We start from the raw sequence: 23,036 nt of genomic DNA on the forward strand, positions 1-23,036 counted from the left end.
TCCTCGCCGACGGCCGCATCGTCGACGAACTCCACACCCCCACCGCCGACACCGTCCTGGACCGCATGCGCCGCTTCGACGCCAAGGGCCGCACCAGCTGAAGGCCCGGCCGACCGGCCCCGACGCCACCCGTCCCACGAGTACCCCAGGACTGACAACCCCTCATGTTCCGCACCGCACTGCGCAATGTGCTCGCCCACAAGGGCCGACTGCTGATGACGACGCTCGCCGTCATGCTCGGCACCGCCTTCGTGGCCGGCACCCTCGTCTTCTCCGACACCCTCGGCAACGCCCTCAGGACCCAGAACTCCAAGAGCTACACCGACATCGCCGTCACCGTCAGCGACCGCGAGGCCGGTAGCCGCGGCTACGACCACGGCGGCCGGGCGGCCACCGGCCCGGCCCTCACCGAGGAGACCCGCGCCAAGGTCGCCGCACTGCCCGGCGCCACCGAGGTGCGCGGCGTGGTCAACGGCTTCGCCGGCATCGCCGACAAGAAGGGCGCACTGATCGGCAACGGCTTCTCCACCACCGGCGCCAACTACGTGCCGGGCGCCGACGGCACCGACCCGCGCTACCCGCTGGCCGAGGGCCGGGGCCCGAAGAACGCCACCGAGATCGCCCTCGACACCAAGACCGCCGACAAGGGCGGCTACCACGTCGGCGACACCGTCCGGGTCGCCGTCAACGGCCCGGTGATGGAGCTCAAGCTCACCGGCACCGTGCACACCAACGACCCGCGCGTCACGGCCGGCGGCTCGCTGGCCGCCTTCGACACCGCCACCGCACAGCAGCTCTACCTGAGCCCGGGCCGCTTCGCCGAGCTGGACGTCAAGGCCAAGCCGGGCACCGACGACACCGCGCTGCTCGCCGCCGTCAAGCAGGCCGTCCCGCAGGGCGACAACATCGGGGCCAGGACCGGCCGCGAGCTCGCCGCCGAGCAGGACCGGATGATCGAGCAGGGCACCAAGGTCCTGAGCACCTTCCTGATGGGCTTCGCGGGCATCGCGCTGTTCGTCGGGATCTTCATCATCGCCAACACCTTCTCGATGCTGGTCGCCCAGCGCACCAAGGAGCTGGCCCTGCTGCGCGCCGTCGGCGCGACCCGCCGCCAGATCACCCGCTCGGTGCTGATCGAGGCGCTGCTGGTCGGCCTGACCGCGTCGGTGGCCGGCCTGCTGGCCGGCATCGGGATCGCCGTCGGCCTCCGGTCGTTCCTCAACGGACCGATGGAGGCCAACCTGCCGGACGGCCCGCTGATCATCGCGCCGGGCACGGTGGTCGCCGCGATCGCGGTCGGCGTGCTGGTGACGGTGCTGGCCGCCTGGCTGCCCGCCCGCCGGGCCTCCCGGATCGCGCCGGTGGCGGCGATGAGCTCGGCCGAGCAGCCCGCCACCCACAAGAGCCTGGTGCTCCGCAACACCTTCGGCCTGCTGTTCGCGCTGGCCGGTGCGGCCTCGCTGGCCGCCGGCGTGGCCGGCAAGGAGGTCAAGCTGGTCGGTCTCGGCGCGGGCGCGCTGCTGATCGGCGTGTTCGTCCTCACCCCGCTGCTGTCCCGGCCGCTGATCGCGCTGTTCACCCCGGTGCTGCGCGCCCTGTACGGCACGCCGGGCAAGCTGGCCAAGGAGAACGCCGTCCGCAACCCGCGCCGCACCGCCGCCACGGCCTCGGCGCTGACCATCGGCGTCACCCTGATCACCTCGCTGACCGTGATCGGCGCGTCGGTGAACAAGGCCGTGGACGACGCCGCCGCGAACGACCTCAAGGCCGACTACGCGGTCACGATGGAGAACTACTCGATGCTCGCCCCCGAGGCCGGCGCCCAGATCGCGAAGGCGCCCGGCGTCAGCGCGACGAGCGTGGTGCGCACCGTCCCGGTGAAGACCGGCACGAGCGGCGCCAACGGCACGGGCGCTTCGGGCGCTTCGGGCGCTTCAGGCGCTTCGGACGGCTCGGACGGCTCGGACACCGAGTGGCTGACGGCGGTCGACGCCGCGACCATCGACCAACTGGTCACCGTCAAGGTCAAGGACGGCTCGGCGGACGCGCTCAAGCAGGGCAAGCTGATGGTGAGTTCGGGCAGCGCCGAGCGGACCGGCCACAAGGTCGGCGACACCCTCGCCGTCACCTACCCGGACGGGCGCAAGGGCTCGCTGACCGTCGGCGCCGTCATCGAGGCCAACTCGGTGCTGGCCGGGATCGTCGCTCCCGACGCCGTGGTCGGCCCGCACGCGCTGCCCGGCTCCGGGCTGGACAAGGTCCTGGTCAAGGGCGCGAACGGCCCGACCGGGGAGCTCAAGCAGGCACTGCGCGACGCGACCGGCGGCAACCCGCTGATCGCGGTCAAGGGCGAGAAGGACATCAAGGCGGAGAACCGCCAGATGCTCAACGGGATCCTGAACATGATGTACGGGCTGCTCGGCATGTCCGTGGTCATCGCGGTGCTCGGGGTGGTCAACACCATGGCCATGTCGGTGTTCGAGCGCCGCCGGGAGATCGGCATGCTGCGGGCGATCGGCCTGGACCGGCTCGGCATCCGCCGGATGGTCCGGCTGGAGTCGCTGCTGATCGCGCTGTTCGGCGGGCTGGTCGGGGTCGGCCTCGGCATCCTGGTCGCCTGGGCGGGCGTGCGGACGCTGGCCGACGACCTGAAGGGCATCAGCACCGTGGTGCCGCCCGTCCGGGTCGCCTGCTTCCTGCTCGCGGCCGCCGTGATCGGCCTGCTGGCCGCCCTCTGGCCGGCCTACAAGGCGGCGAAGCTGGACATCCTGGGCGCGATCAAGAGCGAGTAGCAGCCGGGGTACGCGTGCGGAGCCCCCGGGGCGGTTCGACGGAACCGCCCCGGGGGCTCTTCGCGTGCCACGGCCCGGCGGGACACCACACCCGGGTGGGAGGGTTGCGGGCTGCCCGTGGTCGGGCCGAGGGCACCATACGGAACCGCCCCGCCCGGAGGTCCGGGCGGGGCGGTTCGGGGTGCGGAGGGGGCGGGCCGGTCAGGCGGCCGGCTTGGCGGCGACGGGCTTCGCCTTTCCCCCGAAGAGGCCGAAGAAGACCGCCAGGGTCGGCGCCAGGTAGAGCAGCCAGACCACCAGCTGCAGGACCGTCGGGTCGGGCTGGAAGTTGAACACGCCCTTCAGCAGGGTGCCGTACCAGCTGTCCTTGGGGATGGTGCTGGAGATGTCGAAGGCGACGCTGTGCAGGCCGGGCAGCCAGCCGGCCTCCTGCAGGTCGTGCACGCCGTAGGCGAGCACGCCGGCCGCGACCACGACCAGCATGGCGCCGGTCCAGGTGAAGAACTTGGCCAGGTTGATCTTCAGCGCGCCGCGGTAGAACAGCCAGCCGAGCACCACCGAGGTGAGCAGGCCGAGTGCGGCGCCGATCAGCGGGTTCCAGCCGTCGCCGGTGGCCTGCACCGCCGACCAGATGAACAGCGCGGTCTCCAGGCCCTCGCGGCCGACGGCCAGGAAGGAGGTGACCACCAGGGCCGTGGTGCCCATCGCGAGGGCCGCGTCCAGCTTGCCGTGCAGTTCGGTCTTCAGGTGCCGGGCGGTGCGCCGCATCCAGAACACCATCCAGGTCACCAGGCCGACCGAGATGATCGACAGCGAGCCGCCGAGCGCCTCCTGGGCCTCGAAGGTGAGCTGCGAGGAGCCGAACTGCAGCACGGCGCCGAAGGCCATCGAGAGCACGACGGCCGCGCCGACGCCCAGCCACACCGGCGGCAGCTTGTCCCTGCGGTCGGTCTTGACCAGGTAGGCGATCAGGATGCAGACGACCAGGCTGGCTTCGAGGCCTTCGCGCAGGCCGATCAGGTAGTTGCCGAACACGGCAGTCTCCTCGGGGGGTTGAGCGGGGTGGCGGGATCAGCCGAACAGGGCCTGGCCCCACCACTCCCCCGGCTTGCGCACGCCCGCCGGGCAGGCGAAGTGGGCGGAGCCGACGTGCTGGATGTACTCGTTGAGCTTGTCGCTCGCCGCGAGGCGGGTCTGCAGCGGCACGAAGGCCTTGCGGGTGTCGCGCTGGTAGGCGAGGAAGAACAGGCCGGCGTCCAGGCGGCCGAGGCCGTCGGTGCCGTCGGTGAAGGAGAAGCCGCGGCGCAGGATCATCAGGCCGCTGTTGGCGTCCGGGTGGGCGAGGGCGACGTGCGAGTCGGCGGGCATCGCCTTGAGGTCCGGCGCGTCGTGCTCCTTGGCCTTGCCGTACGGGGCACCCTCGCCCTTGGTGCGGCCGAAGACGTCCTCCTGCTCCTTGAGCGAGGTGCGGTCCCAGGTCTCGATGTGCATCCGGATCCGCCGGGCGACGAGGTAGGAGCCGCCGGTCATCCACTCCGGGCCGTCGCCGGGGGCGGCCCAGACGTGGTCGGCCAGCTTCGCGGTGTCGGTGCCCGCGATGTTGTGGGTGCCGTCCTTGAAGCCCATCAGGTTGCGCGGGGTCTGCGCGTCCGGGGTGGTGGAGGAGGTCTTGCCGAAACCGAGCTGGGACCAGCGGATGTTGACGGTGCCCATGCCGATGCGGGCCAGGTTGCGGATCGCGTGCACGGCGACCTGCGGGTCGTCGGCGCAGGCCTGGATGCAGATGTCGCCGCCGCTGCGGGTCGGGTCGAGCTTGTCGCCCTTGAAGGTCGGCAGGTCGATCAGCGCCTCGGGGCGCTTGGCCTTGAGGCCGAAGCGGTCCACCGGCTGACCGTCCGGGCCGGCCTTCTCGAACAGGCTCGGGCCGAAGCCGATGGTGAGGGTGAGCCGGGAGGCGGGCAGGCCGAGGGCCTCGCCGGTGTCGTCCGGGGGCGCCTCGGGCAGGCCGGTGGCAGCGCCGGTGCCGACCTCCCGGCCGCCGGTCATCGCGGCGGCCGCCTTGGTCCACTCCTTGAGGAGCTTGACCAGGGTCTCCCGGGTCGCCTTGTCGGAGACGTCGAAGGCGGCGAAGTGCAGCCGGTCCTGGACGGGCGTGGCGATGCCGGCCTGGTTCTCGCCGTAGAAGGGCACCTCGGCGCCGGCCGGGGCGGCGGCCGCCGGGGCGGGGTCGTCCTGCCGGGTGGCCGCGGCGACCGAGCCGACGGCGGCGGCGCCGAGCGCGACGCCCGCGCCGGCCCAGCCGATCACGGCGCGCCGGCTGACCGCGCTCCTGGTCGCGGTGGCGTCGGTGGTCGCGGTGGCGTCGGTGGCGGCCGGCGTCCCGTTCTGCTGCTCGTTCTCGGCGTCCATCGGCGGGCGGGCCCTTCTCTGTGCTGACTCACGGATGCCGTGGCGACCGGTTCGGGCCGCCACGGCGTCGGTGGGGTTCGGGTGGATCTCAGGTACGTGGCCGGAACGGTGGTTCCGGCGCGCGGTCGGTTACTTGACGACCACGGCGGCGGCCAGCTTCGACAGCGGCTCGCCCAGCGAGTTGACCGCGTCGGAGAAGGTCTTGCGCTCGGCCTCGGTGACCTTGTCGTAGGAGGTGAAGGTGCCGTCGGCCTGCTTGTACTTGGCGAGCAGGGCGTTGATGGCGGCGAACTCGGAGTCCAGCGTCTTGGCCAGCTCCGGGTCCTTCTCGGAGGCGACCGGCTTCAGCAGCTCGTAGGCCTTCTGCGCACCCTCGACGTTGGCCTGGAAGTCGGCCAGGTCGGTGTGGCTGTAGCGGTCCTCCTCGCCGGTGATCTTGTTGGTGGCGACCTCGTCCAGCAGCTCCTTGGCACCGTTGGCCATGCTGGTCGCGGTGATCTCGGCCGAGGGGATCTTCTGCTGCCAGTCCTTGAGGTCGGCGACCAGCTGGTCGGCCAGCTTCTTCTCGTCGTCACCGATCTTGGCGTCGGCCCAGAGCGACTTCTCCAGCTTGTGCCAGCCGGTCCACTGCTGGCCGGCCTCGACCTTGTCCTCGCGGGTGTCGGTCTTGGGGTCGACGTCGCCGAAGCTCTCGGCGACCGGCTCGGTGCGCTCCCAGCCGGTGCGCGAGGGCGCGTACAGCGACTTGGCCTTCTCCAGGTCGTCCGCCTTGATGGCGGCGGCGAAGGCCTCGACGGCCGGGACGGTGGCGTCGGCCTGCTCCTGGGCGTACTTGCGGTAGGCGTCGACGGCGGCGGCCAGGCGCGGGTCGGCCGGGGCGGCGCTGCCGCCCTCGCCGGTCACGGTGATCTTCTGGCGGATGCCGTCGCCGACCATGCCGGGCTTGCAGGCGATCTCGTACGAGCCGGCCTTGATCTCGGCGTTGATGCTGGCCTTGGTGCCGGGGCCGATGTTCTCGCGCTCGGTGACGATCTTGTCGCCGTCGCCGTAGACGTAGACCTCGGTGGTCTTGGAGCCCTTGTTGCTGATGTCCAGCACGACGTGCCCGGCCGGGAAGGTGGTCTTGGAGACCTCGCACGCGGTGTCGGTGGCGTTCACCTTGACGGCGTCGGAGGAGCCCGCCTTGTCGTCCTTCTTGGACGAACAGCCGGCCAGGGCTGCGGTCGCCACGGCGAGGGTGAGCAGCGCGGCTGCGGTGGAACGGCGACGGGCGGACATGCGGGCTCCAACGGAAAAGGGCATGGGTGTGCCTGGGCAGGTGAGGGACCGGCGGGCCGGCGCCCCTCGATTAGCTAAGGCATACCTTACGTAAGGATCTCTCGACGTCCACACCCACCCCCTGAACCGTTACCGACCCGGTGTGCGGCGGGCGGCGGCCCGGGCCGTCCAGCGGCCCTCGTGACGGCTGATCCGGATCGGGTGGCCGAAGGTCTCGCTGATCAGCTCGGTGGTCATCACCTCGTCCACCGGCCCGGCCGCCACGCTCTCGCCCCCGCGCAGCAGCAGGGCGTGGGTGGTGCTCTCCGGCAGCTCCTCCAGGTGGTGGGTGACCAGCACGCTGGCCAGCTCCGGGTGCTGGTGGCGCAGCAGGTCCAGGCTGTCCAGCAGCAGCTCGCGGGCGGTGAGGTCCAGCCCGGTGGCGGGCTCGTCGAGCAGCAGCAGCCGGGGGCTGGGCATCAGGGCGCGGGCGATCAGGGCCCGGCCGCGCTCGCCCTGGGACAGGGTGGTCCACGGGGCCTCGGCCATCGCGCCCATGCCGAGCGTCTCGATCAGCTGCTCGGCCCGGTCCAGCGCCTCGGGGGCCGGCTTGCGGTGCCACTCCGGCTCGATGGTGTTGGTGTGCCCGGTGAGCACCACCTCGCGCACGGACAGCGGCGAGCGCAGCGGGTGGCGCGGGTTGACGTGCCCGAGGTGGGCGCGCAGCTCGCGGACGTCGACCCGGCCAAGCCGGCGGCCGAGCACGTCCACCGAGCCGCGGGTGGGGTGGGAGACCGCGCCGAGCAGGGCGAGCAGGGTGGACTTGCCCGCCCCGTTGGGGCCGAGCAGCGCCCAGTGCTGGCCGGGCTGGATCTCCAGGCTGATCCCGCGCAGCAGGTACCGGCCGTCGCGCACGACGTCCACGTCCTCGGTGCGCAGCAGTGGGCCGTCGAAGGGCTCGGTCATGGTGGTTCGGTCTCCGATCGCCGCACCGGACGGGCCCGGTGCCGTCCGTCCGCGTGCAGAGTACAACCGTCGGCCGGGGCGGGGCCGGGGTGTCCGAGCGGTGGACGTGCCAGAACTCTGTTGTGCGGCGGGAGTTGGGAGGAGGATGGTGCCCTTCACCGGGGACCAGGGGGGAGACTCGATGAGCGCGGACGGGGAGCGGGCGGCCACCACACTGCACGGGCTGGTCGAACGGCAGGCCCGCCGGGCGCCGGAGGCGGTCGCGGTGCGCTGCGGTGAGCAGGAGCTGACGTACCGCGAGCTGGACGAGCGGGCGGACCGGCTGGCCGCGCTGCTGGCCGAGCGCGGGCTGGCCCCGGGCGGCCGGGCGGCGGTCGCGCTGGGCCGGGGCACCGCGGTGTACGTGGCGCTGCTGGCCGTGCTGAAGGCCGGGGCCGCGTACGTCCCGCTGGAGCCGACCGCGCCCGACGCGCTGCTGCGGCACGTGCTGGCCGACGCCGCGCCGGACGTGGTGGTCACCGAGGAGGGCCACCGGGTACGGCTGGCGGACGCGGGCGGGGCGCAGCTGGTCTGCGTCGACACGGCCGCGCCCGCCACCGCGCCGGCACCGTTCGCCCCGCCGGAGACCGGCCCGGAGGACCTCGCCTGCGTCTTCTACACCTCCGGCTCCACCGGCCTGCCCACCGGCGCGCTGGTCGAGCACCGCAACCTGCTGGCCGCGTACGCGGGTTGGCGCGAGGTGTACGGGCTGTCGGCCGGGGACCGGATCCTGCAGACGGCGAGCCCGGAGTTCGACGTCTTCTCCGCCGACTGGGTGCGCGCGCTGTGCTCCGGCGCCACCCTCGTCGTCGCCCCGGCCGACCTCACCCTGGACCGCAGTGCCGACCTCGTCCTGCTGCCCGAACTGGTGGCCGCCGAACGGATCACCGTCCTGGAGCTGAACGTCCGCCTCGCGCGCCGGCTGACCGAGCTCCTCGCCCGGACGGGCCGCGCCCTGCCCGGGGTACGGCTGCTCACCGTCGGCGCCGAGAAGTGGTACCTGGACGAGCAGTTGGGCCTGCAGCGACTGCTCGGCGAGGGCACCAGGGTGCTGAACGTGTACGGGCTGGCCGAGGCCACCGTGGACAGCACCTACTTCGACGCGCAGGGCACCGCCGCCGCCGAGGGCGCCGGGCGGGTCTCGCTGGTCGGCCGGCCCTTCCCCGGCACCCGGGTCTACGTGCTGGGCCCGAGCGGCGCCCCCGCCAAGCCCGGGATGACGGGCGAGATCGCGATCGCCGGCGCCGGCCTGACCCGCGGCTACCTCAACCGGCCGGCGGACACCGCCCGCCGCTTCGTCCGGGCGGACTTCGACCCGGACGGCCGGGTGCTGCTGACCGGCGACCTCGGGGTGCTGCGGGCGGACGGCGTGCTGGAGTTCACCGCCCGGGCCGCGACGGTGGTCGGCCCGCTCGGCGCGGAGCGGCCGACGACGGTGCTGGCCCGGGTCCGGGCGGCGGTCCGCGCGGAGGGTGTGCTGCGCGGGCACCCGGCGGTGCGGGAGGCGGTCGTCGTCGAGGTGGAGCCGGCGCCGGGGCAGCGGCAGCTGGTCGGCTACGCGGTGACGGCGCCGAACACGGACGGGGCGGACGGCTGGTCGCTCTCCCAGCACCTGAAGGCGGAGCTCAAGGGCCGGTCGACGCCCACCGCCGTCATCCCGGTGCCCGAGCTGCCGCGCACCCGGGCGGGCAAGCTGGACCGCGCGGCGCTGCCGCTGCCGGCCCCGCCGGAGCACGCCGCCCCTCGCTCGGCCAAGGCGGGCGGCGGCAAGGGCGGCCGCCGCAGCGGCGGCAAGGCCGGGGGCGGCTCCTTCGACGACGCGGGCTTCGGGAGGAGCTGTGCGGCGGTCGCCTGCACGGTGCTGTTCGCCGGGTGCGCCTGGGCGATGACCTCTGTGCTCTTCCCCGGCTCGACCGACCTCGCCGCGGTCCCGACCCCGTACCGAGGGTTCTTCGAACTGCTCTACCTCTGCGAGAACCTGGCCTTCGGCGCCGGGATCGTCTACCTCTGCACCGGCTACGAGGCCGTGCTGCGGCAGGGGCGGCCGTACCGGCTGTCGGCGCTGACCCATGCCGCGATCACCTGGCTGCTGGTCAACTGGTGGCCGCAGGACAACCTGTACCGGCTCACCGAGGCGGACGACTGGCCGCGCGAGGCGGCGATGGTGTTCGCGTTCAACGTCCCGCTGATGCTCGCGGCGCTGGTGGTGGTGCGGTTCATGCTCTGGCGGCCCCCGGTCGGGACGGCCGGGACGGGTGGGAAGGGCCGGACAGGCGGGACGGGCTGACGGCGCCTCGACCGAGCGCTCACCTGAGCGCCTCGAACATCCCCGCCAGGCCCTGGTTCGCGGCCGAGACCAACGCCTCGGCCGCGTCCAGCGCCTCGGCGTCCGGCCCGGCCAGGGCGAGGCCGACGACGGGCTCCGGCTCGTGGGAGGCGGTCGGGATCAGCGGCAGCAGGGTGACGCCGAGCCGGGCGCAGCGCGGCCGCAGCCGCTCCAGGTGGTCGTGCAGCGCCGCCGGGGCCAGCCGGGCGCCGAGCGGCATCCCGTCCAGGGTGCGGACCAGGTGGCCGGGGCCGCGCACCTCGTCGAGGCGGGCGCGCAGCACGAAGGCGACGGCCGGGCCGGTGAGCCGCAGGTTGATCTCGGTGGGGGCGAGCCGGCGCTGCCGGTCGGTGACGAAGTCGACGTCGTACCAGCCGCGGTAGCCCTCGGCGGCCAGCCGCTCCCCCACGGCCAGGGCGAACCCGCGGGCCGCCTCGGCGGCGTCCTTCGGGACCGCGCCGGGGCCGACGGTGACGCCCTGGTAGCGGGTGCCGGCCACCTCCATGACGCCCGCGCCGACCGGGTGGACGGTGCCGTCCGGGCCCACCACGGCGTCGTAGGTGAGGTCGCGCAGCCGGGCGGCCGGGCCCGGGTCCACGTACTCCTCCAGCAGCAACTCGCCCTCGGGCGGCAGGATCTCGGTCCGGACCAGGCGCCGCAGCAGGGCTCCGCCGCCGCCCGCGGCGAACAGGTCGGCGGGCTCGACCACGACGGTGCCGTAGCCGCCGACGCCGTACGGGCTCTTCAGCACGGTGGTCAGGCCCCGGACGGCGCGGGCGGTGAGCCGGCGGGCGGCCCGGCGGCGGCCGTCCGGGCGCTCCTGCTGCGGGACGGCGATCCCCGGGTGCCCGGGGGCGAGGGCGGTGAACAGCCCGTGGGCGGCGGCCTTGGACTCGTAGCGGCGTACGGCGGCCAGCTCGGGCCCCTCGCCCTGGGCGGCGTTCCGGCCCCAACCGACCACCGGACGGCCGGAGTCGGCGATCCGGGCGGCCAGCGCGGGGCGGGCGGCGAGCGCTTCGGCCATCGTCCGGTCTGGCGCCACGCCGCCGTGCACCTCGACCGGGCCCCAGGCCAACTCCCGGGCCAGCCAGTCGGTCCACTCTGGGGCGACCTCACCGGGCAGCACCAGCAGGGCCGGTTCGGGGCTGTAGCAGACGGCCAGGCAGGCGTAGTGGTGCGCCTGCCGCAGCCGGCGCAGGCGCTGCGCCGCGTCCATGGCGGGCGCGAAGAACTGTGCGTTGAAGTCCGCGACGTCGCCCACGTGGACCGCCGCCCGGCCACCGGTCCAGGCCCCCACCCATCCGTCCATGAACGGAGAGCGTAGGGCCTGGGGTCGACGATCGGGGCCGCGTCGCCGCTATTCGACCGTCACGACGGCACTGTGGACGTCTTGTTAACTTCCGATCATTTTTGACTGTCCAAGGACACAACTTGGCAAAGTTATGACCTTTCCTCTAGCTGTATCTGACTGACCGCCGTCAATCTCGATCGCAGCTCAATTCCCTCATCCACCCCACATGGAGTCAGCGTGCCCCCCACCTCCTCCTTCCGCCGTGCCCGCGTGGCCGCGGCCGTCGCCGTCGTCGCCGCCCTCGCCGGCGCGACCGTCCCCGCCGCCACCGCCTCCGCCGCCACCGACCCGCGCGAGGCCGCGATATCCCAGGCCCGCGCCAACGTCGCCCACAACACCACGGTGTTCGGCTTCGGCACCGGCCAGGACCTCGTGGTCAAGGACGTCGTCCTCGACGCCGACGGCACCTCGCACGTCCGCTTCGACCGCACCTACCAGGGCCTTCCCGTCGTCGGCGGCGACCTGGTCGTCCACCAGGACGCCAAGGGCCGGCTCAAGGACACCTCCCGCGCGGCCGCCCACGACGCCGCCGTCAGGTCGACCGTCCCGAAGGTGCCCGCGCAGTCCGGCGCGGCGAACGCGCTCTCCGCGGCCCCTGGCGTCAAGGACGCCGTCAGCACCCCCGAACTGGTCGTCTGGGCCGCCGACGGCACGCCCCGGCTCGCCTGGCGGACCACCGTCGAGGGCACCGGCGAGCACGGCCAGCCGGCCGGCCGGGTCGTCGTCACCGACGCCACCACCGGCGAGCAGATCGAGGCCTACGACGCCGAGCACCAGGCCTCCGGCACCGGGAACTCCGAGTACACCGGCACGGTCACCATCGACACCACCGCCACCTCCGGCGGCTACACCCTGACCGACCCGGTCCGCGGCCACGTCACCAAGGACGCCCACAACCTCTCCTCCAGCTCGATCAAGGCGACCTCCGGCACCGCGTTCACCAGCACCACCAACGTCTGGGGCGACGGGAAGAAGTTCTCCACCGACCGCTCCACCGCCGCCGTCGACGCCCACGCCAACACCGCCTGGACGTACGACTACTACAAGAACACCTTCGGCCGGAACGGCATCAAGAACGACGGCAAGGGCGCCACCGTCTTCGTCCACGTCGGCACCAACTGGGACAACGCCCAGTGGTCCGACAGCTGCTTCTGCATGATGACCGGCGACGGCAACGGCACCAGCGACCCCGAGCAGGTCGACCTCGACACCATGGGCCACGAGATGACCCACGGCGTCACCAGCGCCACCGCCAACCTGCGCTACAGCGGCGAGTCCGGCGGCCTCAACGAGTCCACCAGCGACATCTTCGGCACGATGGTGGAGTGGTACGCCAACAACAAGGTCGACACCCCCGACTACCTGTTCAGCGACCAGTCCACCCCGCCGTGGCTGCGCCGCTTCGACAAGCCCTCGCTGGACGGCGCCTCGGCGGACTGCTGGAGCAGCTCGGTCGGCCGGCTCGACGTGCACAACTCCTCGGGCGTCGGCAACCACTGGTTCTACCTGGCCAGCGAGGGCAGCGGCAGCAAGACCATCAACGGCTTCAGCTACAACAGCCCCACCTGCAACAACTCCACGGTCACCGGCATCGGCAACCAGAAGGTCGCCAAGATCTGGTACCGCGCGCTGACCGTCTACATGACCTCCACCACCAACTACAAGGGCGCCCGCACCGCCTCGCTGAGTGCGGCCAAGGACCTCTACGGCCTCAACAGCACCGAGTACAAGGCCGTCGCGGCGGCCTGGAGCGGCGTCAACGTCAACTGAGGCTTCATGGCCGAAAGTTGAACCGCTAGAAGTCGAACCCGACGTGGCAGTGGTCGTGGTGGGTGTCGTCGGTGAAGAACCGGTTGCCGGCGCCCGGGATCGCCACCGGCCCGCCCACGTTGTACGAGCCGGCGGCCGCCGCGTCCCGCATGAAGGACGTGACCAACTGCCGGGGCGTGGCCGGGTCCACCACCGCCGTGCCGTCGATCCGCCAGACGTCGAAGGCCCGGCCCAGCGGATGGTCGCTGGGCCGGGCCGTCCCGAAGACGTCCAGCGGGTGGCCGGTCCGCACCACGCTCACCGACAGCGTGTACGGACCGGCCAGCCGCAGCATCGCCTCCAGCACGCTGTCGTGGACGGTGCCGCTGCGCAGGTCGGCCGCCGCCTCGGGCGGCAGCTCGATCCTCGGCTCGGCCAGCACCCGGGCCACCGCCGGGGGCGGCGCCGCGGCGGCCGGGCCCGCGACCCCCGGGTGCAACTCGGTGACGGTCCAGCGCGGCTCGGCCCGGCTCAGCCGGACGTCCACCGTGGTGCCGCCCTCGGCCACCGAGCCGTCCGGGCCCCGGGTCCACTGACGGCAGACCACCAGCACGCTCGCCGAGTCGGCGAGGATCCCGCCGTACTGGGCGACGACCACCTCCAGGCTCGCCTCGGACGCCGCCGGGGCCAGCGGGCCCGCCTGGTCGGCCAGCGCGGGCGGCAGTCCGAGCGCCGCCACCCGGGCCCGGGCCGCCGCCGCCCCCTGCCCGCCGGGCGGCCAGGCGCCGAGCGCGGCGACCAGTTCGACGGCGCGGCGCTTGACGTCGGGCTGGATCTCGGCCGGGCCGGGCTGCCAGAGCGGCGGCTCGGGCAGCGGGCTCGCGGTCGGCGTGGGCGTGGACGTGGGTGTCGGCATGCCCGGTGCTTCGGGCGTCGTCGCGCTCGAACTCGCGCCCGCCGCCGGTTTGCCACCGCCCGTACACCCCGCCGCGCCCAGCAGCAGCACCGCCGCACCCGCCCGCAGCACACCGCGCCGGTCCGCGCTCCGTCGTCCACCGTCTCCGCCCGTCACGCGGTCAGTATGCGGCCCGCTCCGGCGCGACGGACGGACGCCGCAGTCAGGCCGCGGCGGTCCGCCCGTCCGGCCCGGCGCTCGCTCCGGCGTCCCGCCCGGCGCTCGCTCCTGGTGCGAGGACCAGCCCGAGCAGGCAGCCCACCAGCAGGCCGGCGCCGTGGTTGTTCCGCATCGCACACAGGAACACGGCCGCCGCCGGGACGAGCAGGACGTACCAGTGGGCCTTCAGTCCGGGGCCGCGGAGATTCCCGCGCAGCAGGAAGGCGACGGCCAGGGCGCCCAGCAGGCCGCAGACGGCGACCGAGTCCCCGCCGCCGCGCGGCGACCAGCCGGCCAGGCTCACCACGTGCGCGAGGAGGCCGCTGACCAGGAAGACGGCCAGGGTCCGCCACCACCCGAGGACGGCCTCGGTGACGGCGCCGATCACCAGCAGGGCCGACAGGTTGAACGCGATCTGGGCGAGGCCCGAGGACTGCACCAGCAGCGCCGTTCCGGCCCGCCACCACTGCCCGTCGGACAGCGCATCCGGCTGCCGCATCAGGTCGTCGACCGCGGCGGGCACCGCGTACTGGACGACGGCCATCACCGCCATCACCGCGAACAGCACGAGCGTGACCCAGGGCCGACGCGCCAGGGCGCCGCGGACGACGGCGAGCACCTCGCCCGGCCCGCCGGCCGCCGCTCCCCCGCCCACCGGACCGTCAGAGCCGGAGCCGGCCAGCACCAACGTCCGCAATCCCACGCCGACCACCACGGCAGCGCTCGCGTACAACCCGATCTCGTGCGGCGACATCGCCGACCCCCCGTCAGAACGACCTCGGGGTTCCCGCCCCGTCATCGCCCCATCATCCCCGGTCGGACCGGAACCGCCTATTCCTGCTCCCGCTCGCGCTCCGGGCGCCGCAGGGCGTAGCCGTTCTCGCTCCGCTCGATCCAGGACGGCTCGCCGAGCTTCATCCTCAGCACGGAGATCGGGTACTTCAGCTCGTGGGGGTGGAGCCAGGCGTTGTAGACGCTCCCCATGATGACGTACGGCTCGTGCACGCCCTCGCCCAGCTCGATCAGGCCGCGCAGCAGCTTGGCGTCGGAGCGGGTGAGCTGGGCCTCGCGGCCGTCCACGGTGGCGATCGAGGCGTCCAGGTCGAGGACGAGGCGGCCGTCGAAGGCGGTCAGTGAGCCCTGCGGCTCCGGCACCAGCTCGAAGTGCTTCCAGAGCCACTCCGCCACGCTCCGGTCGTCCGTCGGCCGGGCGCCCGCCGCATTCTCCTCCTGCACGCCGGGCAGCCTACCCGGCGGTGCCGGGCGGCGACCAGGCCGCGTTCCAACCGGCCAGCTCCGCCGGGCGGTTGGTGATGATGCCGTCCACGCCGGCGTCCGCGAGCGCCTTCCAGCGGGCGGGCCGGTCCACCGTCCACACGTTGACGGCGACCCCGGCGGCGTGCAGGTCGCGGACGGCTCCGGGGCGGGCGGAGAGCGCCTCGTCGGAGGGGTTGTAGGCGGCCAGGCCGAGTTCGTGGGCGGTGGCGACCGGGTCGGCGTCCAGGGTGGAGCGGAGCAGGCCGAGCGGCAGCTCGGGGGCCAGTTCGCGGGCGTGGCGCAGGGCGTCCACCTCGAAGCTCTGGACGAAGACCCGGTCGGTCATGCCGTGGTCGCGGACCTCCCGGACGATCCGGGCGACCTCGTCGCGGGTGTGCGGCCCCTTGATCTCCAGCAGCAGCTTGCCGCCCCGGGTGCGCAGGTCCTCCAACTGGGCGGCGAGGGTGGGCAGCCGGGTGCCCGCGTAGGCCGGGGCGAACCAGGAGCCTGCGTCCAGGGCGTCGAGCTGGGCGGCGGTGAGGTCGCGGATCCGGCCGGTGCCGTCGGTGGTGCGGTCGACGGTGTCGTCGTGCAGGACGTACGGGACGCCGTCCTTGCTGGGCTGGACGTCGTCCTCGATCCACTCGGCGCCGGCCCGGCGGGCCACCTCGTCGGACACCAGGGTGTTCTCGGGGGCGGCGGAGGAGGCGCCGCGGTGGGCGAAGACGGTCGGCGGCGCGCCGGCCGGGCGGATCCACCCGCCGGGCCCGGCTGCCGCCTGCGGGGCGGACTGCGGAGCGGACTGCGGAGCGGACTGCTGGGCCGACGGCGGTACGGGGGCTCCGGTGAGCGCCACGGCGCCGAAGGCGGCGGCGAGCAGTGCGGCCACGAGGGCGGTCCGGCGAGGGCGGGGGTGCCCACGGCGGCGGGGGTGCCGACTGGGTGTCATGTCTCGCACGCTAAGGCCGCCGGACGAATCCGGCTCGTCGACGCCGGGAAGCCCCGGTGACATGACGGTGCACGGAGGAACGCCTCGGCGCACCGTCATGTCACCCTGGTCACCCCTTCCCCAGCGGCGCCAGCAGGGCCTCCGCCGACGCCGTCCGCGCGTACAGCACCGACCGCCCCGCCCGGTGGGCACTGACCAGGTGCGCGTCCCGCAGGGCCGTCAGGTACTGGGACACCGCCGAGGCGGAGAGCCCGGTGCGGTGGGCGAGTTCGGTCGTGGACGCCGGGGCCGCGAGCTCCGTCAGCAGCCGGGCGCGGGAGCGGCCGAGGACGGCGGCCAGGGCCTCGGTGCCGGCCGCCGGGGCGCTCGCCCACAGGGTGCCGATCCCGCGGGCCGGGTAGGCGAGCTGCAGCGGGTCGGGCGGGACGAGGCGGGTGTAGAGCGCCGGGCCGGTGAAGGCGGACGGGATGAGCAGCAGGCCCGCCCCGGCCGTGCGGCCCGGCAGCGGGCGGGTGCGGTGGCGCAGCCGCAGAGTGTCCTCCGTCCAGCGCAGTTCGGTGTGCAAATCGTTCAGGGCGCGCGCCGCGCCGTGCTCGGCGGCCTGGCGGGCGCGGTGCAGGACGTCGGCGTCCAGGACGGCCCGGATCCGCGCCCAGTACGGGGCGAGCGCGAGTTCCCAGTACGCCTCGACCGCCTCGGTGAGCCGGCCGAGCCCGGCGGCCGGGTCGGCGTACAGGGCGCGCAGCCGGGGGCCGAGGCCGCCGCGGCCGTCCCGCAGCCGGTCGAGGTCGCGGCGGACCCGCCCGGCCGGGGTGGCCCGGATCGCCGCCAGTTCCTCCGCCAGGGTGGGGGCGGGCCCGGCGGGGGTCGGGTTGAGGAAGTCCGGCACGTACCCGGTGGGCGGGACGAGTTCGGCGAGCAGCGCGTGGGCCGGCCCGAGCGCCGCCAGCCGGGGCCGCACCTGCTCCGCCCAGGGCCGGTGGACGGGGTGGGCGAGCCCCGAGCTCAGCAGCCGCAGGCTCGGGCCGACCTCCCACATCGGGCAGACGGCGAACCGCATCCGCGCCAGGTCACCCGCCGTGAACAGCAGCTCGGCCGCCAAGCGCCCACCCCCGTGGATTCACACATGTTCGAATCATTGGCGGTCAGGCTAGTTCATTGACGATCATGACGGACATGACAACGGAGACGACGAAGAGCACTGTGACGCCCTCGACCACCCCCACCCCCACCGAGCACCCGACCGCCGCCGCCTCCGGCACCTGGACGCTCGGCGACCGCACCGTCCACCGCATCGGCTTCGGCTCGATGCGCCTGCCGCAGACCGGCCCGGCGCTCGTCCCGCACGCCGTCCCGCGCGACCGCGAGCAGGCCCTGCGGGTGCTGCGCCGCGCGGTCGAACTCGGCGTCAACCACATCGACACCGCCGCCTTCTACTTCTCCCCGCTGCGCTCCGCCAACGAGCTGATCAACCGCGCGCTCGCGCCGTACGGCGACGACCTGGTGATCGCCACCAAGGTCGGCCCGGGCCGCGGCCTCGACGGCGAGTGGGTGGAGCACGCCCGCACCCCCGAGCGGCTGCGCGCCCAGGTCGAGCAGAACCTGCGCGAGCTCGGCCGCGACCACCTCGACCTGGTCAACCTGCGGATCCTCGGCACCGACTCCGTCGCCGAACGCTTCGGCGCGCTCGCCGAGTTGCGGCAGGCCGGGCTGATCCGCCACCTCGGCCTCTCCAACATCCACCCGCACCAGCTCGCCGAGGCGCAGACCATCGCGCCCGTGGTGTGCGTGCAGAACCCGTACGGCATCGGCGCCTCGCCCGAGCAGGACGAGCTGCTTCGGCTCTGCGGCGAGCAGGGCATCGCCTTCGTCCCCTTCTACGCGATCGCCGGGGCGGGACGGGAGGGCGGTGTGGGCGAGGCCGAGCCCGCCCAGGTGGCGGCGGTGGCCGAGGCCCGCGGGATCAGCAGCGCACAGGTGCGGCTGGCCTGGACGCTGCACCGGGGCCCGCACGTGCTGGCCATCCCGGGCACCGGCGACGTGGCGCACCTGGAGGAGAACATCGCCGCCGGGGAGCTGCGGCTGTCGGCCGAGGAACTGGCCCTGCTGGACGGGGCCCACACCGGCTGAGCCCGGAACCGGCCGGGCCCACACCGGCTGAGCCCGGAACCGGCGGGGCCGCACCGCTTGAACCGGACCCGGCGGGGCCCGGAACCGGCCGGGCCCCGCCGTGCGTCGCTCCGGGTCGACAGGGCACCGATGATCGCCGAGGAGTCCCAGGGCATGACCGACCTCGCCACCCGCTACCTCTACCTGGCCCGCCACGGCGAGGCCGCGCACGCCGACGGCAGCGGGCTCACCGCCGCCGGGCGCCGGCAGGCCGCCCTGCTAGGCCGGCGGCTGGCGGGCCAGCCGATCACGGCGGTGCACCACGGTCCGCTGCCCCGGGCCGCCGAGACGGCGCGGCTGGTCGCGGAGCAGCTGGACGGCGTGCTGCCGGCGGTGTGCGAGGAGGCCGGGGACTACGTCCCGTACCTGCCCGATCGGGCCGAACTGCCGGAGGACAGTGCGGAGTTCCTGCTGGAGTTCCTCTCGCACGCCACCCCGGAGGAGTGCGCGGGCGGTGCGGTGCTGGCGCCGCGCGCGGTCGAGCGGTTCACCGGGCCGGTGGCGGGCGGCGAGGAGCGGCACGAACTGGTCGTCACCCACGCCTTCCTGGTCGGTTGGCTGGTCCGGCACGCCCTGGACGCCCCGGCCTGGCGCTGGCTCGGCCTCCCCGTCGCCAACGCGGGCCTGACCGTGCTGCGGTACGCGCCCGGCCGGCCGCCGTCCGTCCTGCTGCTGAACGACCAGGGCCACCTGCCGGAGGAGCTGCGCTGGACCGGATTCCCGGCCGCGCTGCACTGTTGACGCCTCCTCGGCGGCCCGTCGACAGGAATATGCAGACCGGTCTACTATCGCCGCATGGGAGTCAAGGGTGAGGAGACCCGGGCCCGGCTGATCGCCGGCACCAGGGAACTGATCGAGGCGCAGGGCTACTTCGGGACGGGCCTGAACCGGATCGTGGCCGGCACCGGCGCGCCGCGCGGCTCGCTCTACTTCCACTTCCCCGGCGGCAAGGACCAGTTGGTGGCGGCCGCCCTCACCGAGGCCGGCCAGGAGGTCGAGGCACTGCTCGCCGCCCTGGCCGCCGAGGGCGCCGACACCGCCACCCTCGCCGAGCGGCTCGTCGAGGCCTTCGCCGAGCGCCTGGCGCAGTCCGACTACACCAGCGGCTGCCCGATCGCGACCGTCGCCCTGGAGACGGCGGGCACCAACGAGGCCCTGCGAACCGTCTGTGCCGAGGTGTACGCGAGCTGGCAGCGGGTCCTGACCACCAGGCTGGAGGCCGAGGGCTTCGGCCCGGCCGAGGCCGAGACCGCCGCCGGCCAGACGCTCGCCCTGCTGGAGGGCGCCGTCCTGCTCGCCTCCGTCCGGCGAAGCCGCGAACCGCTGGACCACGCCCGGCACGCCGTCCGGCACCTGCTCGGCAGCAAGTACAGCAAGTAGGCCACGGGCGCGCCGCACATCGAGCGGCGCGCTTCCGTACGCCCAAGAAATCCGTACGCCCAAAAAATATGCAGACCGGTCTACTTATTCACGGAGCACCGCATGGCGCCCCTCCCGCCCCGCACCCTCGTCCTCGGCGCCACCGGCTTCCTCGGCCGCTGGCTCGTCCTCGAACTCCTCGCCCGCGGCGAGCCCGTGGCCGCCACCGTCCGCGGCAACGACCGCGCGGCCGCCCTCCGCCACTGGCTGCGCGCACACGACGCCGACGACACCGCCCTGACCACCGTCACCGCCGATCTCACCCGCCCCGGCCTCGGCCTCTCCCCCGAGGACGACGCCCGGCTCGCCGAGGTCCGCGACGTCCACAACCTCGCCGCCCGCTACGACTTCGGCCTCACCCGCGCCCAGGCCGAGCCCGCCAACCTCCACGGCGCCCTGAACGCACTGGAGTGGTCCGCCACCCGCCCCCGGCTGCGCCGCCTGGTCCACCTCTCCGGCTACCGGGTCGGCCGCGACCCGCAGCCGCGCCACCCACTCGACGACCGCGCCACCGCCACGCTCTACACCCGCCTCGGTGCGTACGAGGCCTCCAAGCAGCTCGGCGACGCCGCCGTCCGCGTCACCGCACCCCGCCTCGGCGTCCCGCTCACCACCGTCAACCCGAGCAGCGTCATCGGCCATTCACGCACCGGCGAGGCCGGCCAGTACCTCGGCCTGGCCCAGCTGGTCCGCCAACTCCACCGCGGCCGCCTCCCCCTGCTGCCCGGCACCCGGCGCACCTTCCTGCCCGTCGTCACCGTCGACCACCTGGCCCGCTTCCTCGCCGTCGCACCCGACCACGACCGCGCCCCCGTCCAGGCCCACACCGTCCTCGACCCCGAAACCCCCCTCCTCCCCGAGCTGATCGCCCTCCTCGCCACCCACCTCCGCGTCCGCCCGCCCCGCGGCCTGATCCCCGTCCCGCTCGTCCGCCGCCTCCCCCGCACCCTCACCGGCGCCGACCCGGAGACCCTCACCTTCCTCTCCGAGGACCGCTACGACACCACCTCCGCCGACCGCCTCACCACCGCGGCGGGCCTCACCCAGCCACCCCTCACCCCCGCCCTCACCCGCTGGGCCACCCGCCTGGTCGAGGAGGACTTCGGCGCGCAGTGACCTCGCACAGGAAGTCGACCCGGCCGACTTCCTACGCATCAGTCGAAACGGGGACCGTACGCCTGGAGCACGATCGGTCGGATCTCGTCCTCGTCCGGGGCGAGGCTGCCGAACCCCCGGAACCTCAACTCGCGACCCGACACCATCCTGGGGAAGTACCAGTGCGTGAGGGAGCCGTACCGCAGGTGGCGACGGGACAGCGCCATGGTGACGCGGTGCGGCCCGACCGAACCCTCGAACTCCAGCAGCGGAACGGTCCTCGGGTCGGTCGAGAGGACGACCTGGTCGGCCACCCGCCGGGCATTGAAACCCTTGCCCCACCAGCGGACGCCCGCTGCCCGCAGCATGTCCGCACGGGTCTCGTCCGTCAGGGAGAACCTGCCGTCGAAGAACAGCCAGGACGCCTCGCTCCGGGGCAACTCCGCGCCCGCCAGGAGGCAGGCCGGGCCGAAAACCATCCGGCCCTGTGCGGCCAGGTGCCGGTGCAGACGGCGGAACCGCTCGGCCGGGCGGTCCGTGTCGCCCAGCCGGTGGGCGAGCGGGCCGTACATGGCATCGATTTTGCCGTCGCTCACGTAGAGAGCCATCCCGAGCAACGCCGACTCCGGCTGTGCGAAGCACCTGAGATGCGAGGCGAACGCCTCCAACTCCGCCGCCTTCTCGGGCGGCAAGGCAATCGGGCTCGGCCGCCAGGGACCGTCGTCAACGGGTCGGCCGAGCCAGTCGGCCACGGCGTCGACCTCCTCCGGCGGCACGCCGAGGGCCGCCGCACAGCGCCGCAGGTCCGGCAGCACGACCTGCTGCGCCTCCTCCGCCTGCGCCACACCCGGAGCCGAAGCCCCGCCCGCCAGGGTGATGAAGTTCGCGACCTGCGCCTGGACGGCGACGCGGGCCGTCACGCCCGACATCTCGTTGTTGACGCCCCCGCTCGCACCCTGCACCCGGAACTCCTCTGCGGAAGCGACGTGTTGGACCGCACCCCCGAACGTACCGGATCCGCGCCCCGGGATCAGCGGGGCTGCTCGAAGAGCAGGTCCGTCCAGTGCACCCCACCGCGGCCGTGCAGGTCGGAGCGGGAGGAGCGGTGGAGGAGGCGCAGGCCGCGGGTGGCGGCGAGGGCGGTGGTGTGTTCGGGCGGGAGGTCGACCATGTGGCGGCCGGGTGGGGTGGGGCCGTGGCGGATGGTGAGGGCGAGGCGGCCGCCGGGGGTGAGGAGGGCGGCGAGGTTGTCCATCGCGGGCGGGCGCTCGGCGGGGGTCAGGTGCATCCACACGGCGGTGAGCAGGACGAGGTCGTAGCGCTCGCCTTCGGCGAGGAGCAGGGGGAGCCCGGGCAGCGCGTCGGCGATCCAGCGGATGTCCACGTCGGCGTGCAGCCGTTCGCCGACGGCGCGGAGTTCGGGGGTCGGTTCGACGGCCACCACCCGGTGGCCGAGGGCGGCGAGGGCGGCGGCGTCGCGGCCGGTGCCGGCGCCGATGTCGAGGACGGCGGCGGGTGGCGCCGGGTAGTGGTGCAGCAGTTCGCGGTGGACTTCGGCGAAGCTCACGCTTTCGTACTGGACGGCGAGCTGTTCGGCCGCGTCGCCGTAGCCCGCCGTGCCGGCCGGGGCGTTCAATCCGCCTCCCGGACGATCACCGCGTCCCCGGCGGCCGCCGCCGCGGCGAAGAAGTCCCGTAGTTCGCGCAGGTCGTTGACGACGAGGGCGGCCCAGGACTCGGACCAGGGCGTCGGGTAGCCGAGGTGTTCGACGGTGCGGGCGAGCACGGTGTCCTGCTGGCGCACGAGTTCGCCGAGCGCCGAGCCCCGCAGGAAGGTGGAGGCCTCCGTGACCTGTTCGGGGCGCAGCACCGGCATCTCGGTGCCGGGTTCGCGCCGCGCGCCGCCGTAGACGGGGAGCCGGGCGGCCGGGTCGGGGTGCAGGCCGTTCTCGGTGAGCGCGAGCTCCATCAGGGCGGCGGTGCGCCGGACGCCGAGGGCGAGCCCGGCGGCGGCCAGTTGGTCGTACCGGCCGTCGCGGTGCCGGGGCACGAGGTCGCCCAGTTCCTCGGCCGAACAGCTGTCCAGGGCCTGCCTCGGCAGGCGGCACCAGAAGTGATCCACACTCACCCGCTCAGCCTAACGAA

The 23,036-nt window shown here is 74.0% G+C and carries 20 protein-coding genes and 1 pseudogene; 8 read left to right on the forward strand and 13 right to left on the reverse strand.

The genetic code is table 11. The features are described 5' to 3' along the window. Together OP86_RS35235 and OP86_RS26915 are read left to right on the forward strand one after the other, a co-directional pair. Positions 1-101: pseudogene (locus OP86_RS35235) on the forward strand (ABC transporter ATP-binding protein); the annotation flags it as partial. Between the two features lie 63 nt (positions 102-164). After that, the gene (locus tag OP86_RS26915; RefSeq protein WP_030260781.1) at positions 165-2,792 is read left to right on the forward strand and encodes an ABC transporter permease; all 2,628 of its coding nucleotides are present in this window, start codon (positions 165-167) and stop codon (positions 2,790-2,792) included. A gap of 201 nt (positions 2,793-2,993) precedes the next feature. Here the strand turns inward: OP86_RS26915 and efeU are convergent, their stop codons facing one another. From efeU to OP86_RS26935, 4 genes are all read right to left on the reverse strand, one after another. Continuing rightward, the gene (efeU, locus tag OP86_RS26920) at positions 2,994-3,827 is read right to left on the reverse strand and encodes an iron uptake transporter permease EfeU (RefSeq protein WP_030056814.1); all 834 of its coding nucleotides are present in this window, start codon (positions 3,825-3,827) and stop codon (positions 2,994-2,996) included. Positions 3,828-3,863: 36 nt separating this feature from the next. Further along, complete coding sequence (efeB, locus tag OP86_RS26925) at positions 3,864-5,201, reverse strand: iron uptake transporter deferrochelatase/peroxidase subunit (protein ID WP_030056815.1); 1,338 nt, start codon at positions 5,199-5,201, stop codon at positions 3,864-3,866. A 129-nt stretch (positions 5,202-5,330) separates the two neighbouring features. Beyond that, the gene (efeO, locus tag OP86_RS26930; protein WP_030056816.1) at positions 5,331-6,479 is read right to left on the reverse strand and encodes an iron uptake system protein EfeO; all 1,149 of its coding nucleotides are present in this window, start codon (positions 6,477-6,479) and stop codon (positions 5,331-5,333) included. 129 nt (positions 6,480-6,608) lie between these two features. After that, positions 6,609-7,424 carry an ABC transporter ATP-binding protein gene (locus tag OP86_RS26935; protein ID WP_030056817.1) on the reverse strand — a complete coding sequence of 272 codons (816 nt, stop codon included), beginning with the start codon at positions 7,422-7,424 and terminating at the stop codon, positions 6,609-6,611. Positions 7,425-7,605: 181 nt separating this feature from the next. On the opposite strand from OP86_RS26935, the gene OP86_RS26940 reads away from it, so the two are divergent. Then, the gene (locus tag OP86_RS26940; protein WP_158707040.1) at positions 7,606-9,750 is read left to right on the forward strand and encodes an amino acid adenylation domain-containing protein; all 2,145 of its coding nucleotides are present in this window, start codon (positions 7,606-7,608) and stop codon (positions 9,748-9,750) included. Positions 9,751-9,769: 19 nt separating this feature from the next. On the opposite strand, the gene OP86_RS26945 is transcribed toward OP86_RS26940, so the two are convergent. Beyond that, on the reverse strand, positions 9,770-11,098 hold the full coding sequence (locus tag OP86_RS26945; protein WP_157849852.1) for a hypothetical protein: 1,329 nt from the start codon (positions 11,096-11,098) through the stop codon (positions 9,770-9,772). A gap of 219 nt (positions 11,099-11,317) precedes the next feature. Between OP86_RS26945 and OP86_RS26950 the strand changes: the two genes are divergently transcribed. Then, positions 11,318-12,910 (forward strand): M4 family metallopeptidase, encoded by a 1,593-nt coding sequence (locus OP86_RS26950; RefSeq protein WP_030056822.1) that lies wholly within the window; start codon positions 11,318-11,320, stop codon positions 12,908-12,910. 25 nt (positions 12,911-12,935) lie between these two features. Here the strand turns inward: OP86_RS26950 and OP86_RS26955 are convergent, their stop codons facing one another. The 5 genes from OP86_RS26955 to OP86_RS26975 form a co-directional block, all read right to left on the reverse strand. Further along, positions 12,936-13,805, reverse strand: a complete 870-nt coding sequence (locus OP86_RS26955; RefSeq protein WP_234435114.1) for a hypothetical protein — start codon at positions 13,803-13,805, stop codon at positions 12,936-12,938. A gap of 202 nt (positions 13,806-14,007) precedes the next feature. Next, on the reverse strand, positions 14,008-14,757 hold the full coding sequence (locus OP86_RS33985; protein ID WP_051830730.1) for a rhomboid family intramembrane serine protease: 750 nt from the start codon (positions 14,755-14,757) through the stop codon (positions 14,008-14,010). Positions 14,758-14,834: 77 nt separating this feature from the next. Next, positions 14,835-15,239, reverse strand: coding sequence for a hypothetical protein (locus OP86_RS26965; protein WP_030056825.1), 405 nt, complete (start codon positions 15,237-15,239; stop codon positions 14,835-14,837). Between the two features lie 10 nt (positions 15,240-15,249). Next, positions 15,250-16,209, reverse strand: a complete 960-nt coding sequence (locus tag OP86_RS26970) for a glycerophosphodiester phosphodiesterase (RefSeq protein ID WP_199815245.1) — start codon at positions 16,207-16,209, stop codon at positions 15,250-15,252. Between the two features lie 109 nt (positions 16,210-16,318). Beyond that, entirely contained in the window at positions 16,319-17,311 is a 993-nt protein-coding gene (locus tag OP86_RS26975) for an ArsR/SmtB family transcription factor (protein ID WP_030056827.1), read from the reverse strand. Positions 17,312-17,385: 74 nt separating this feature from the next. On the opposite strand from OP86_RS26975, the gene OP86_RS26980 reads away from it, so the two are divergent. From OP86_RS26980 to OP86_RS26995, 4 genes are all read left to right on the forward strand, one after another. Next, positions 17,386-18,339 (forward strand): oxidoreductase, encoded by a 954-nt coding sequence (locus tag OP86_RS26980; protein ID WP_051830732.1) that lies wholly within the window; start codon positions 17,386-17,388, stop codon positions 18,337-18,339. A gap of 153 nt (positions 18,340-18,492) precedes the next feature. Next, the gene (locus OP86_RS26985) at positions 18,493-19,119 is read left to right on the forward strand and encodes a histidine phosphatase family protein (RefSeq protein ID WP_030260795.1); all 627 of its coding nucleotides are present in this window, start codon (positions 18,493-18,495) and stop codon (positions 19,117-19,119) included. A gap of 54 nt (positions 19,120-19,173) precedes the next feature. After that, positions 19,174-19,758: a TetR/AcrR family transcriptional regulator gene (locus OP86_RS26990; protein ID WP_030056830.1), complete on the forward strand. Its 585-nt coding sequence runs from the start codon at positions 19,174-19,176 to the stop codon at positions 19,756-19,758. A 102-nt stretch (positions 19,759-19,860) separates the two neighbouring features. Further along, on the forward strand, positions 19,861-20,913 hold the full coding sequence (locus OP86_RS26995) for an SDR family oxidoreductase (RefSeq protein WP_033333570.1): 1,053 nt from the start codon (positions 19,861-19,863) through the stop codon (positions 20,911-20,913). Positions 20,914-20,951: 38 nt separating this feature from the next. Here the strand turns inward: OP86_RS26995 and OP86_RS27000 are convergent, their stop codons facing one another. The 3 genes from OP86_RS27000 to OP86_RS27010 all read right to left on the reverse strand — a co-directional run bounded on the left by OP86_RS27000 (position 20,952) and on the right by OP86_RS27010 (position 23,019). Continuing rightward, on the reverse strand, positions 20,952-21,854 hold the full coding sequence (locus OP86_RS27000) for a hypothetical protein (protein ID WP_030056832.1): 903 nt from the start codon (positions 21,852-21,854) through the stop codon (positions 20,952-20,954). A 68-nt stretch (positions 21,855-21,922) separates the two neighbouring features. Beyond that, positions 21,923-22,528, reverse strand: a complete 606-nt coding sequence (locus OP86_RS27005; protein WP_030056833.1) for a class I SAM-dependent methyltransferase — start codon at positions 22,526-22,528, stop codon at positions 21,923-21,925. Next, complete coding sequence (locus OP86_RS27010) at positions 22,525-23,019, reverse strand: hypothetical protein (RefSeq protein ID WP_157849853.1); 495 nt, start codon at positions 23,017-23,019, stop codon at positions 22,525-22,527. The genes OP86_RS27005 and OP86_RS27010 overlap by 4 nt, the downstream gene beginning before the upstream one ends. Between the last annotated feature and the right edge of the window lie 17 nt (positions 23,020-23,036).

Source organism: Streptomyces novaecaesareae (assembly GCF_000716875.1).
Taxonomy (GTDB): domain Bacteria; phylum Actinomycetota; class Actinomycetes; order Streptomycetales; family Streptomycetaceae; genus Kitasatospora; species Kitasatospora novaecaesareae.